This is a genomic window from Collibacillus ludicampi (genome assembly GCF_023705585.1).
GTDB lineage: Bacteria > Bacillota > Bacilli > Tumebacillales > BOQE01 > Collibacillus > Collibacillus ludicampi.
This window is the reverse complement of record NZ_BOQE01000001.1, coordinates 100,467-113,692: the sequence shown is the minus strand read 5'-3', so window position 1 is coordinate 113,692 and position 13,226 is coordinate 100,467. Positions and strand designations below refer to the sequence as shown.

Below are 13,226 nucleotides of genomic sequence, written 5' to 3'. Positions count from 1 at the left end.
GAAGGGGGCCTTGTTGGGCGTGGCCAATATTTTTTTCATCGGTTTTATGGGAACAGGAAAATCCACAGTGGGAAGAGCGCTCACAGAACGAATCGGTTGGAAGTTTATCGATACAGATCAGGAGATTGTAAGAAGAGAAAAACGTTCGATTCCGGAAATTTTTGCGAGTCAAGGAGAAGCTTACTACCGTGAACTCGAAAGTCAGGTGATCGCAGATGTTGCCAGGAATGACAATCAAGTGGTAACAACTGGCGGTGGGGCCGTCCTGCGCCGGGAGAATCTGTGTCATATGCGGAAAAACGGGTTCATCATTTCTTTGCATGCAACCCCTGAAGCGATCATTGAACGGGTCAGGAATCAATCGGATCGTCCTCTCTTGCAACAAGGGGAATTGACTGAGCAAGTACATAGGCTTTTGCGGGAACGGGCAGGGCTTTATGATCAAGCAGATCTGATTATAGATACGACTACGCTTACCGTTAGAGAGATTGTCGAGCAAATTCTTCGCGCACCTAATGTTCCTCTTCGTTGACGAGCACCAATGAACCCGCTACACTGAAGAGTGTTGCGTTCTGAAAAAGGAATCGCCCATTCCGTTTTCGAGGCACCGTTGCATCATAACGGTTGTTTGCTTGACACCATATTCTCGAGATAGCCACTCATGCCGCAATCGGAATCTGAGAATGAAAAGTTTCTTGTGTGGAGAAGAGGATGAAGTCTGGCACAAGCAACGGAGTGGCTTTTGGGTAGGTGTATCGCTTTGTGGCGCAGCGAACCCAAGCGCAAAGCGATACATCCACCCAAGCAACTAATTTTCAACGTAGCCCTCCATGCCGCTAGCGACGGCGCCATCAGAAGATGAAAAGTGACATTGGGTGGGCGTACTGCTTTGCGTGAGACAGCGACTTTGGAGGTCGTCTCGCTTCCTTTCGGATGTAAAAGGGTATATGCATTGCGCGTAATAGCGACTTTGAAGGTCGTCTCGCAACATCTGATTATGATTCCATGCGAGACGACCTTCACGGAGCATAAGCGCAATGCATATACCCGCTGAAACGACCTCCACGGAGCGCGAACGCAAAGCATACGCCCGCCAAACTACACATTTTCAACGTAGAAAAGAGGTTTTTCATAGATGTGCGGAATAGCAGGAATAGTGATGAAGAACGGTCATCCTGTTGAACAAATGACGTTGGAACGGATGACCGACATGATCATACACCGCGGTCCGGATGACAGCGGTCTTCATTTTGATGCGAACGTAGGCCTAGGATTCCGCCGCTTGTCGATCATCGATTTGGATGGGGGACATCAGCCGTTAAGCAATGAAGATGGTTCAGTTTGGATCGTTTTCAATGGAGAAATTTATAATTATAAGGAAATTCGCAAGTGGCTGATCGAACGGGGACACAAATTTGCCACGGAAAGCGACACAGAAGTGATCGTGCATCTGTATGAGGAAAAAGGGGTAGATTGTGTCAAAGATTTGCGTGGTATGTTCGCCTTTGCGATCCATGATAAGCGAAAAAATCTCGTGTACGTCGCAAGGGATCACTTCGGAATCAAACCTCTTTATTACACGGAAACGGCGGATGCGATCGCTTTTGGATCGGAAATCAAAAGTTTGCTTGTGGTTCCCGGTGTGGAGCGCGAAGTTGGGTTGGAAGCATTTTGGAATTACTTAACATTCCAATATGCGCCCGATCCGTTAACGATGTTTAAGAATATTTATAAAGTGCCCGCCGCTCATTATGCGATCATTAAGGACGGTAAGATTTCCTTGCAGCGGTACTGGGAAGTACAGTTTGTCCCTGAGGAACATTCTCTCGAATACTATATTGAAGGTACGAAGGAAATTCTGCGGAATTCTGTGAAGATGCATATGAATTCCGATGTTCCCCGCGGCGCTTTTCTCTCATCGGGTGTTGATTCTTCAACGATCGTGGCCCTTTTGAAAGAATTGGAACAAGTGAAGACGTTCACCGTCGGCTTTGAAGGTGCAGGTGGACAAAGCGAGATTGAATACGCGCGGGAGACAGCCAGACTCCTGGGAACGGAGCATCGGGACACGATCGTTACAGCCAAGGAGTATTTAGATGCTGTACCGCGGTTAATTTACTTACAGGATGAACCAGTGGCTGATCCATCGGCTATCGCCTTATATTTTGTGGCGGAACTTGCGAGCCGCTATGTCACGGTGGTACTTTCAGGTGAAGGTGCGGATGAAGTGTTTGGAGGATATACGATCTATCGAGAGCCTTTATCCTTGAGGATGTTTGATTACATTCCTCCTTCGATCAGACGATCCTTAGGAATGTTGGCTGAGCACCTTCCGGAGGGGATGAAAGGACGTTCCTTTCTCATTCGCGGCTCGAAGACCGTGCAAGAGCGACACGTCGGGAATGCGTTCATTTTCGGTGAGGCAATGAAAGAGGAATTCGTGAAATTTAACCCGGAAGCGCTCGGTATTCGCAGACCGATGGACATCACGAAACCCTATTATGACAGAGTTTCTCATTATGATGATGTGACAAAAATGCAGTATATCGATTTCCATACGTGGTTGACCGGAGACATCTTGATGAAAGCGGACAAAATGACCATGGCCAATTCATTGGAATTACGTGTCCCCTTTCTCGACAAAGAGGTTTTTGCGTTCGCATCGAAAATCCCGATGGCTTACCGGATGATGAACGGTACGACCAAGTATGTATTGCGTGAAGCTGTGAAAGACATTTTACCCAAGGCTGTAGCGGAACGTCCGAAACTCGGATTTCCAGTGCCTACACGCCATTGGTTGCGGAACGAGCATTATCAGTGGGCGAAAGAATTGATTCAAGAGAGCCCTGTGGATCACCTTCTCAATAAATCGTACATCTTGCAATTGCTTGATGATCATAAGATGGGTGTCCGTGACAATGCACGCAAAGTTTGGACGATTTTAGTGTTTATGTTGTGGCACCGGATCTACGTGGAACAAGCTTTGACGTTCCCGGCGGAGGTAAGTCCCAACGTGGAATTGAGACGAAAAAGAAACAATGAAGCGCTCGCTGTGCGTGCGTAACAAGTTTTCCCCTCTGTGTGAGACATAGAGGGGTTTCTTTTCCCTTAAGATGAGCGGTTTTTCTTTATCAAATCAAACTGTTCAAGAAATACAGTTGGAAGCTCGAAAATACAATGTTATTTTCAAACGTGAATGAACGTAAGTTTTCTTTATTGTCATCGATGGGACAGCATGTTATACTGTCTCCTAAATAGAGATGCAAATCCGTATTCAGTGAACACAAAGGTGAGATATTTTTATGACAAAACGTCGTCGACGGTTTTACCTTGTTGCGGAAGAGATTATGCCGGAAGCGATGGTCAAAACGGTTCAAGTCAAAGATATGCTTGCACGTGGAGAGGTGCAAACCATCTACGATGCGGTCAATCTCGTCGGGCTTTCACGCAGTGCGTTTTATAAATACAGAGATCTCGTATATTTGTATGAAGAAACAGGACGGGAACGTTTGTTGACACTGTCGTTGATCCTTGAACACCGGCAAGGAATCTTATCAACCGTTCTTAATGAAATGGCAAAAATGGGTTGCAACATTATTACGATCAACCAAGGAATACCGATGAGCCATGCAGCACATGTAACAGCAACTGTGGATGTTTTTCACATGGAAGGATCTGTCGACGAAATGTTGGATCGATTGCAATCGATTGTTGGAGTGCGCAAAGCGGAGGTTGTGGGTTACAGCTAACTTTTTAAGATAAAAGGAGAGAAGATAATATGTGGAGAGGAATTTTGGAAGAATATCGTGAATTTTTGCCGATTGGTCCGGAGACGCCAATCGTTACATTGTTCGAAGGGAACACGCCCCTGTATCACGCTCCGCGACTCAGTAAAGAAGCAGGTGTCGAAGTCTATCTCAAATACGAAGGTTTAAACCCGACCGGTTCTTTTAAGGATCGGGGCATGGCAATGGCTGTTTCCAAAGCGAAAGAAGAGGGAGCGGAGGTTCTGATTTGTGCCTCAACAGGCAATACGTCGGCTGCTGCTGCCGCTTATGCCGCGAGGGCAGGGATGAAGGCGATCGTCGTCATTCCGCACGGTAAAGTTGCAGCAGGCAAATTGGCGCAAGCGGTGATGTATGGTGCGGAGATTATTCAGATAGATGGGAATTTTGACGAAGCATTACACATTGTGAGAGAAATTTCCAAGACTCATCCCGTTACCCTTGTAAATTCCGTGAACCCATATCGAATCGAAGGTCAGAAAACAGGTGCGTACGAAGTGATTGACGCCCTTGGCGAGGCGCCGGCGTATTTGGCGATCCCTGTCGGAAATGCGGGGAATATCACTGCATACTGGAAAGGATTTAAGGAATACAGACAGCGTCGTCGTGCCGGTAAATTACCCAAGATGCTCGGCTTCGAGGCGGAAGGTGCGGCGGCGATCGTTAAAGGAAAGCCGATTCCCCATCCTGAAACGGTAGCGACTGCGATCCGGATCGGTAACCCTGCAAGCTGGCAGGGAGCGGTTACCGCTGCCGAAGAATCAGGCGGAACCATTGATATGGTTTCGGATGAAGAGATTTTACATGCTTATCGTTTGATCGCACAAGAAGGTGTTTTCTGTGAACCGGGTTCCGCCGCATCGGTCGCTGGAATGTTAAAGTTGGCAAAAAGCGGCTATTTCAGTGAAAACGATCAAGTCGTTTGTATTTTGACAGGCAACGGACTGAAAGATCCTGACAATGCGCTCACGTATGGAATGAAAGTGGAGCCAAAACGAGTCTCTGCGGACGGGCAGTCTGTCGTCAAAGCGATTTTTGGGTAATTCCCTTTACCGAGTGTGCGATGCCAGCAGAGAACGAATTCCTCATGGAAGTGTGAGAGATCTGACGTATGCATCAAGTGATGAGGAAAGCAAGATTGAAGGATCTCTCGCTTTCTCAAAAAGAGGCATTTCATCCAATCGCTAAAGTTCAAAGTTGTAGCAAATGCCGGAGTAAACAAAGAAGGGGAGATACCATGCGGGTACGAGTGAAAGTACCGGCGACGACTGCCAATCTGGGGCCTGGTTTCGATACGCTAGGGATGGCGTTATCCCTTTATAACGAAATCGAAGTGGAACCTTGGACAGGCGGTGTAAAAATCGAAGTGTCCGGGGAAGGAAAAGATCTTGTTCCCCGTGCCACGAATAACTCGGTATATCAAGCGATCCAGATGGTGTATGAACGGATTGGTATTCGTATGCGCGGCGTACGCATTCATATTCACAATGAAATTCCTGTAACGCGCGGACTGGGCAGTTCCGCTACGGCTATCGTGGGAGGATTGCTGGGAGCCAATGCGTTGTGTGGAAACTTGTTGACAGAATCTCAGTTGATAGAGATGGCTGTTCAACTGGAGGGCCATCCGGACAACGTAGCCCCCGCTTTGTTGGGGGGGGTTGTAGTCTCCGGAGTCGTGGGAGGAAAAACATATGTGAAAAGGTTTAATCCTCCAGAAGGCCTTCGCTGTGTAGTTGTGACCCCTGATTTTCAACTATCTACACTCGCGAGTCGCCGAGCCCTTCCTGCCAGTGTTGCTTTCAAAGATGCGGTTCACAATGTGAATTGTGTGGCACTCCTGGTATCTGCACTTGCAGAAGGGGATTTAACGCTCTTCAGTTCGGTGATGCAGGATCGGCTACACGAACCTTATCGGAGGAAGCTCATACCGGGTATGGAAGAGGCTTTTGCCGCCGCGAAAGGAGCGGGTGCCTTATCGGTGGCTTTGTCAGGATCGGGTCCCTCATTGATCGCGTTCTGTACAAGCGGATATGAACATGTAGGACACGCCATGCGCGCAGCTTTTCAAAACGCGGGAGTGACGGCACGCGTGCTTCAACTCTTCCCGGAAAAGAACGGAGCACAAGTACTGCATTCATAAGGGAAGAAAAATTTCGCGCTAATTTTCAAAATAGTGCCATGTATCAAGAGGTACCATCAGTTAATGATTAGTTTCTTTTACGAAAAGAGTGCTTTAAGGCTACCACAAGCAACTAAGTAGCTATTGGGTGGGTGTAATCGCTTTGCGGCGCAGAGGTGAGTTGAAGGTCGTTCCGCAACTTCTGTTGAGAATCCGAGCGGGACGACCTTCATCGAACCCAAACGCAAAGCGATACACCCACCCAAGCACTTGTTTTCAAGATACTTATGCCGAACCCAAGTTGCAAAGCGATACACCCACCCAAGCACTAATTTTCAAGCTATAACATCTTGCTTTCGCAAATATATCAACCCAATATGAAAAGGAACGAATTCGACGCGCGGCTGGTACCGCCATTTTAACTCAGCCAGGCGTAGCTCTTTTTCCGCAGTAATGACGGTCGCCTCTTCTTCATTGTCGATCAGCAAGGATCCGTAATACGTTTCCAGTTGTTCGATCTCCTGCTTCAGATGTTCTTCCGCTTCTTCCGCCCATTCATGGTTATGCGCACCGAGTTTCTCTGCGGTTGCTTCGAGGAACTTTTCCCATGCCTCCCGAAAGGATAAACGAACCTCTTTTATGTGGCATCCTTCAGGTGGTTGCGGCGACATGGGGAGATGCATGATGGACGGAAAGAAACGAGGAACTCGCTCGCCGTTTATCATATTGATTCCGTAAGAGATGATTTCATCACAGCGACGGTCAGCCAGAAACGAAAGTTTTCCGCTGATGACGAAGTAGGGTTCGAGTTCACCATCCCGAACCGAATGGTATTGCAAGGTGAACTGTCCCCGTTTTTTTGCCGATTCGAATAATTGATTCAAGCGGTAAGAACCAAGGACAACCAGTTCGGCCGATTCGATTCCCTCCACTTGTTTGTTGGAAGAAAACGCAAGATTGAGTACGGTAGGTTTTACTTCTTCGCCTGTTGCTTCGACCCACAGCCAATAATAAGGGCGATCCGTCAGTTCCTTGTCGATATCGATGGTGAGCTCGACCTGGATAAACTCCGGCTCTTCATGGAGGATGTTGCACCCGGTCGCGGCAAAGTAACGATGACAGAAATCCTGAAGTTGCTGTTTGTTCATGTTATCGATATGTCCTCCCCCTGTATCTTTTCGTGGATCAATCGTTGATGCGCCGCCAACAATGTTTGACCCAGGGAGTCGAATTTACTTTGTAATTCGTCGCTCGAACGAGCATTGACCAGTAAATCCATAATGTCCATCTCCAGTGTTTTTGCTGTTTTCGTTTTTCCTATGATCATATCCAGCTCGCCGATGACGAGCTCGAACATACGAATTTTTTCCTGTAACAAATCGACGATATACTCTTCAATCGTTCCTTTCGTAGCGAAATTATATACAAACACGTCGCGCGTTTGCCCGAGCCGGTGAACGCGTCCGATGCGTTGTTCCACCCGCATCGGGTTCCAGGGGAGATCAAAATTGATAATCTGGTTGCAAAATTGAAGGTTGATCCCTTCACCACCCGCTTCTGTAGCCACGAGGACTTGGGTTCTCTTTTGGAAGAGGTCTTTCATCCAGTCCTTTTTCCCGCGTTTGAATCCGCCGCGAAAAGGGGTTGCGCCAATTCCCGATTGGTCGAGCATATACATCAGATAATCCTGAGTTGCACGGTACTCGGTGAAAATGATGACTTTGTCACCGAGTTTTTTGACCAGTTCAACAGCGTATTGTCCTTTCGTATATTGATCCAAGGGGATTGATTCGCATAGGCTGTAGAGTTCTTCGATTTCCCGTTTAAGCTCAATAGTTGTCAACTCGTCCTTATACATTTTTTCTAACGTGTTTAGAGCCGCGTAAGGTGAAGAGCAAATTTCCCTCTGCAAGGTGATCAGAGGAAGTACGTTCCCGCGTGCTGTTCGGCGCTTTACATATTCTTCTTTCACAAAGCGGGAAACTTTTTCATAGAGTTGTCGCTCTTGTTCAGACAATTCCAGCGGAATCGCTTGCACATGCCGTTTCGTGAAGAAAACCCCGCCTTCGGATCGTTTGTTGCGAATCATCACTTCGGAAAGTGCTTGCTTAAATGCTTGTGAATTTTTAGGTTTCCGCTTTTCCTCCACAAAAGATGATTTGAACTGTTGAACGGATCCAAGTTGGCCAGGTTTTAGCAAATTGATCAGATTGTACAGTTCTTTCAGGTCGTTTTGCACGGGGGTGGCTGTTAACAATAGCAAATATTTCTTGTGGATCTGGTTTACGATCTCCCAATTTTTCGACTTGCGATTTTTAAGTTTATGCGCTTCATCGACGATGAGCATATCCCAGTTTTGTTCAAGCACATGTTTTCGATGGGGCTCCCGTTTGGTCGTATCGATCGATGCGACGACCACATCGTATGTATTCCATGACCATTCGTTACGTTGTGCGAATGCACGAATATTAAATTTTTCATTCAACTCGCGTGTCCATTGCAAGACGAGGGATGCTGGGGTCAGGATCAACGCTTTTTTTACAAGACCGCGAATCATGTATTCTTTTAAAATGAGACCCGCTTCAATCGTTTTGCCTAAACCCACTTCATCGGCGAGAATGGCGCGTCCGTGGAGTTCATTCAGTACTTGTTTGGCTGTTGCAATCTGATGAGGGTAGGGAATGATTGCGGGGAGGTGTTCCAGGCATAACAATTCATCGAAACTGGGGGATACTTGTGTCAGTTCCGCCTCATATGCCAATTTGAACAGCTCCCAGTGATCCCATGTTTTTGTTTCTGCCCGTTCTAGAAATCGATGAAATAGGTTTTCGTCCCATATCCAAGGAATATCTCCGATCAGGCGCGTAAGACGTTCTGACTGCATAGAATTTGTAGAAGAAGTCATCATCGTTACTCACCTCAAAATTTTTGCAAGAAAAGGAGGAATCCTGTCTTAACGTGTCGAATTAGTATTTGCAAAATTCATGAATACATACATGTGCGGATGATCATCACGGGAGAGAGCGCGTTTGCGACGCCGAAGGAGCAAGTGGAAGCCACCCAACTTTCACGAATCTCTCAGGCAAAAGTACCGTGATGGGACGTAACTCTGGAGAGCGCTGTTACAGCCACCAAAGGGGCAACCTTCCTACGAAGATGATCAACTTCTGTTAGCGTATGTAGGAAGGAGAACTCTCAGGTTACAGGACAGAGGAGACAATTAGGGAATATACCCTGATTGTCTCTTTTTTTTGTTCTTTGGTGATACTAGAGCGTGTTAAAAAGGGGATCAATCAGACCGGGAATGAAAGAGAAAAAATTTGGCCGCAAAGCCCGAAAGTAAAGAAAAGGAGGTAACACCATGGCAGAACTGAAACGTACTCCCCTATTTCCTGTTTACAAAGAGTATGGGGGAAAGACGATTGATTTTGGGGGATGGGAACTGCCCGTACAATACACCAGTATTTTAGAAGAGCACGAAGCGGTTCGTACTCGTGCCGGTTTATTTGATGTTTCCCATATGGGGGAAATCACGGTTAAGGGGAATGATGCGCTCGCGAATATCCAGAAGTGGATCACGAACGACGCATCGAAGCTTTCCGTCAATCAAGCGCTCTACTCTCCCATGTGCTATGACAACGGTGGTTGCGTAGACGACCTGCTTGTTTACAAACGGGACGAAAACGATTATTTGATCGTCGTCAATGCAGCAAATATCGAGAAAGATTACGATTGGATGCTGAAGCATTCGTTTGGAGATGTAGAAATCAGCAACATTTCTTCTCAAGTGGCACAACTGGCTTTACAAGGCCCATTGGCCGAGAAAATTTTGCAAAAACTGACCGATATCCATTTAACGGACATCAAATATTACTGGTTCAGGCAGAACGTTCCTGTCGCCGGGATCCCCGCTCTCGTATCGCGCACCGGATATACGGGAGAAGACGGCTTTGAACTATATGTGGATAAAGACTTGGCGATCGACCTTTGGCAAAAGATATTAGAAGCAGGCAAGGAGGAAGGCATCGTTCCCGTAGGACTAGGGGCACGCGATACCTTACGGTTTGAAGCGCGGTTGCCTCTTTATGGCCAGGAAATTAATGAGACGATCACACCTATCGAGGCAGGATTAGGATTCTTTGTGAAATTGGATAAGGGAGATTTCATTGGCCGGGATGTGTTGGCCAAGCAAAAAGAGGAAGGAGCTCCGCGAAAACTGGTCGGTTTTGAAATGATCGAACGCGGAATTCCCCGCACTCATTATGAAGTACAGGTCGAAGGAAAACGTATCGGTGAGGTCACCTCGGGGACGTTCTCACCCACCCTCAAAAAGAATATTGGTTTGGCTATCGTTGCGGCCGAACATGCGCAAATCGGCAATGAGATTGATATTCTCATCCGTAATAAAAAGGTGAAAGCGGTCATTGTTCCCACACCTTTTTACAAACGGAAGAAATAGACGGAACTATCGGGAGGTTATCAGGTGAAATCGTTCAGCTATATTCCCAATACGGAACAAGATCGTAAACGGATGCTGGATTTTTTGGGGATCGAATCAGTGGATGAGTTATTCGCGGATATCCCCTCTTCCATCCGCTTCAACCGCGAATTAAACATTCCTGCTGCGTGGTCTGAAGTCGAACTGAATCGCAACATGGCAAGGCTTGCGGGAAAAAACGCAAACGTGGATGAGTATATCAGTTTCCTGGGTGCGGGTGCTTATCAGCATCATATCCCTGCGGTCGTGGATGCGATCATCAGCCGTTCGGAATTTTACACGGCCTATACCCCTTATCAACCGGAGATTTCCCAAGGAAATCTGCAAGCCATCTTTGAATTCCAAACGATGATATGTGAATTGACCGGAATGGATGTTTCCAATGCATCTATGTATGACGGCCCGACGGCGATGGCGGAAGCGGGCATTATGGCTTGCTCCGCTACGAGACGTACGAAGTTGCTCGTTTCCCGTGCCGTTCATCCCGAATACCGAGCGGTTCTAAACACGTACGCATACGGACAAAAAATCGAAGTGGTTGAAGTGGATATCGAGAACGGACTTACGGATACAAAAGATTTTGAAGCGAAATTAAGCGATGATGTAGCCGGCGTCATCGTACAATATCCGAACTTCTTCGGTTCCATCGAGGACATCCAAACGTACGCCGAACTCGCGCATGCAAAGAAAGCTTTGTTCATCGCGGTGGTGAACCCGATCGCTTTGGGGATCCTTGAAGCTCCAGGCGCGCTCGGTGCGGACATCGTGGTCGGAGAAGGACAGAGCCTGGGCAATCCCCTTTCATTTGGCGGCCCATATCTCGGTTTCCTCGCAACGAGGACGGAACATGTGAGACGCATCCCCGGCAGGGTTGTCGGTCAAACGAGAGACTTGGATGGACGACGCGCGTTCGTACTCACATTGCAGGCAAGGGAACAACACATCCGCCGCGAGAAGGCATCCTCCAATATCTGCTCAAACCAGGCGCTTAATGCGATCGCGGCGACAGTCTATATGGCGTATATGGGCAAAGAAGGGTTCCAGGAAGTCGCAAAATTGAATCTGCAAAAAGCGCACTACGCGCAAAAACGCCTGGCCTCCGTCAAAGGAGTGGAACCTTTGTTTTCAGCACCGTTCTTTAACGAGTTTGCCCTCAAGTTGCCAGTGGAACCGAAGACGGTGAATAAGGAATTGCTCGCTGCGGGTATTATCGGCGGGTATGATCTTGGACGGGACTACCCTGAATATAAAGATGCGATGCTGTTTGCCGTAACGGAGGTTCGCACGAAAGACGATATCGACATGCTGGCGGAACGACTGGAGGAAATGATATGAGACAGGAAAAAGACCAAGCGTTGATCTTTGAACTTTCGCGACCAAACCGGGCCGCGTACAGCCTGCCCGCGTGTGACGTTCCGGAAGAAGATCTGTCTGCACTGATACCTGGGTCATGTTTGCGTGAGAAAAAAGCGGAACTTCCGGAAGTCAGCGAGATTGATCTGATTCGCCATTACACGGAATTGTCCACGCGTAATCATGGGGTTGATTCGGGTTTCTATCCTCTCGGATCCTGTACGATGAAATATAATCCGAAGCGGAACGAAAAGATGGCTCGTTTGAGCGGGTTCGCTTCCATACACCCCTATCAAGATGTAGAGACCATCCAAGGTGCGCTCGAACTGATGTATCATCTGCAAAAGGAACTCGAAGAGATCACGGGAATGGATCAAGTATCCTTGCAACCGGCAGCCGGTGCGCACGGGGAATGGACGGGGCTTCTGATGATTCGGGCTTACCATGAGTCACGAGGAGAGAAGCGGACAACGGTGATCGTGCCCGATTCGGCGCACGGAACCAATCCGGCTTCGGCTGCGATCGCCGGATTCAAAACGGTTACGATCAAGTCGAACGAGCAAGGTGGTGTTGACCTTGAGGCTCTGCGGCGTGCGGTAGGTCCGGATACGGCAGCTCTCATGCTCACCAATCCTTCGACACTAGGTTTGTTTGAAGAAAATATCGAAGAGATCGCACGAATTGTGCATGATGCAGGGGGCCTTCTCTACTACGACGGTGCGAACGCGAATGCGATTTTAGGTCATGCGCGTCCGGGGGACATGGGATTCGATGTGGTTCACTTAAACTTGCATAAGACGTTTTCCACGCCACATGGCGGTGGAGGACCGGGGGCAGGGCCTGTGGGTGTGAAAAGCAATTTGGTTCCTTTCTTGCCCGTACCGATCATCGAATACAGAGACGGTAAATACGTGCTTAATTATGATCGGCCGCAAACGATCGGAAAGGTAAAAGGATTCTACGGCAATTTCGGGATTCTTGTACGTGCGTACGCCTATATTCGCACGATGGGACCCGACGGATTGAAACGAGTGGCGGAAGATGCGGTCTTGAATGCAAACTACATGATGCGCAGACTGCAACCCTATTACGATCTTCCGTATGATCGCGTGTGCAAACATGAGTTTGTTCTTTCCGGCAAACGGCAGAAACAAAACGGTGTCAAGACGCTTGATATTGCGAAGCGTTTGCTGGATTTCGGTTTTCATCCGCCAACCATCTATTTCCCGCTGTCCGTAGAAGAGGCAATCATGATCGAACCGACAGAAACGGAGAATGTAGAAACTCTTGAAGCTTTCATACAAGCGATGATTCAAATTGCGGAAGAAGCGGAACGCGAACCGGAGAAAGTGAAACATGCGCCATATCATACGGTGGTTAATCGTTTGGATGAAACTTCCGCTGCAAGAAATCCGATCCTGCGTTATCGTAAATCGGAAGAGTAATTTAGGAAAGGGTATGAAAATGGGGG

10 protein-coding genes and 2 riboswitches are annotated in these 13,226 nt (G+C 47.8%); of the genes, 8 read left to right on the top strand and 2 right to left on the bottom strand.

Features of this window, described 5'->3' with window-relative positions:
- The first annotated feature begins 19 nt into the window (after positions 1–19).
- The 5 genes from DNHGIG_RS00635 (at position 20) to thrB (ending at position 5,925) form a co-directional block, all read left to right on the top strand.
- Positions 20–532 (top strand): shikimate kinase, encoded by a 513-nt coding sequence (locus DNHGIG_RS00635; protein ID WP_282197853.1) that lies wholly within the window; start codon positions 20–22, stop codon positions 530–532.
- 603 nt (positions 533–1,135) lie between these two features.
- Positions 1,136–3,064 (top strand): asparagine synthase (glutamine-hydrolyzing), encoded by a 1,929-nt coding sequence (asnB, locus tag DNHGIG_RS00630; protein WP_282197852.1) that lies wholly within the window; start codon positions 1,136–1,138, stop codon positions 3,062–3,064.
- 238 nt (positions 3,065–3,302) lie between these two features.
- Positions 3,303–3,749 (top strand): ACT domain-containing protein, encoded by a 447-nt coding sequence (locus DNHGIG_RS00625; RefSeq protein WP_282197851.1) that lies wholly within the window; start codon positions 3,303–3,305, stop codon positions 3,747–3,749.
- A 29-nt stretch (positions 3,750–3,778) separates the two neighbouring features.
- Positions 3,779–4,828 carry a threonine synthase gene (gene thrC, locus DNHGIG_RS00620; protein ID WP_282197850.1) on the top strand — a complete coding sequence of 350 codons (1,050 nt, stop codon included), beginning with the start codon at positions 3,779–3,781 and terminating at the stop codon, positions 4,826–4,828.
- 194 nt (positions 4,829–5,022) lie between these two features.
- Positions 5,023–5,925 carry a homoserine kinase gene (gene thrB, locus DNHGIG_RS00615; RefSeq protein ID WP_282197849.1) on the top strand — a complete coding sequence of 301 codons (903 nt, stop codon included), beginning with the start codon at positions 5,023–5,025 and terminating at the stop codon, positions 5,923–5,925.
- A gap of 314 nt (positions 5,926–6,239) precedes the next feature.
- On the opposite strand, the gene DNHGIG_RS00610 is transcribed toward thrB, so the two are convergent.
- Together DNHGIG_RS00610 and DNHGIG_RS00605 are read right to left on the bottom strand one after the other, a co-directional pair.
- Positions 6,240–7,052, bottom strand: coding sequence for a YqhG family protein (locus DNHGIG_RS00610; protein WP_282197848.1), 813 nt, complete (start codon positions 7,050–7,052; stop codon positions 6,240–6,242).
- A complete protein-coding gene (locus DNHGIG_RS00605) occupies positions 7,049–8,812 on the bottom strand; it encodes a DEAD/DEAH box helicase (RefSeq protein WP_282197847.1) in 1,764 nt (587 codons plus the stop codon). The genes DNHGIG_RS00610 and DNHGIG_RS00605 overlap by 4 nt, the downstream gene beginning before the upstream one ends.
- Positions 8,813–8,908: 96 nt before the next feature.
- Positions 8,909–9,008: riboswitch (glycine riboswitch) on the top strand.
- A gap of 3 nt (positions 9,009–9,011) precedes the next feature.
- Positions 9,012–9,117, top strand: a riboswitch (glycine riboswitch).
- Positions 9,118–9,265: 148 nt separating this feature from the next.
- Between DNHGIG_RS00605 and gcvT the strand changes: the two genes are divergently transcribed.
- Genes gcvT through gcvPB form a run of 3 tightly spaced genes read left to right on the top strand, consistent with a single transcriptional unit; the run spans position 9,266 to position 13,200 of the window.
- Positions 9,266–10,363, top strand: coding sequence for a glycine cleavage system aminomethyltransferase GcvT (gcvT, locus tag DNHGIG_RS00600; protein ID WP_282197846.1), 1,098 nt, complete (start codon positions 9,266–9,268; stop codon positions 10,361–10,363).
- A gap of 24 nt (positions 10,364–10,387) precedes the next feature.
- A complete protein-coding gene (gcvPA, locus tag DNHGIG_RS00595) occupies positions 10,388–11,737 on the top strand; it encodes an aminomethyl-transferring glycine dehydrogenase subunit GcvPA (RefSeq protein ID WP_282197845.1) in 1,350 nt (449 codons plus the stop codon).
- Positions 11,734–13,200, top strand: coding sequence for an aminomethyl-transferring glycine dehydrogenase subunit GcvPB (gene gcvPB / locus DNHGIG_RS00590; RefSeq protein ID WP_282197844.1), 1,467 nt, complete (start codon positions 11,734–11,736; stop codon positions 13,198–13,200). The genes gcvPA and gcvPB overlap by 4 nt, the downstream gene beginning before the upstream one ends.
- Positions 13,201–13,226: the final 26 nt, after the last annotated feature.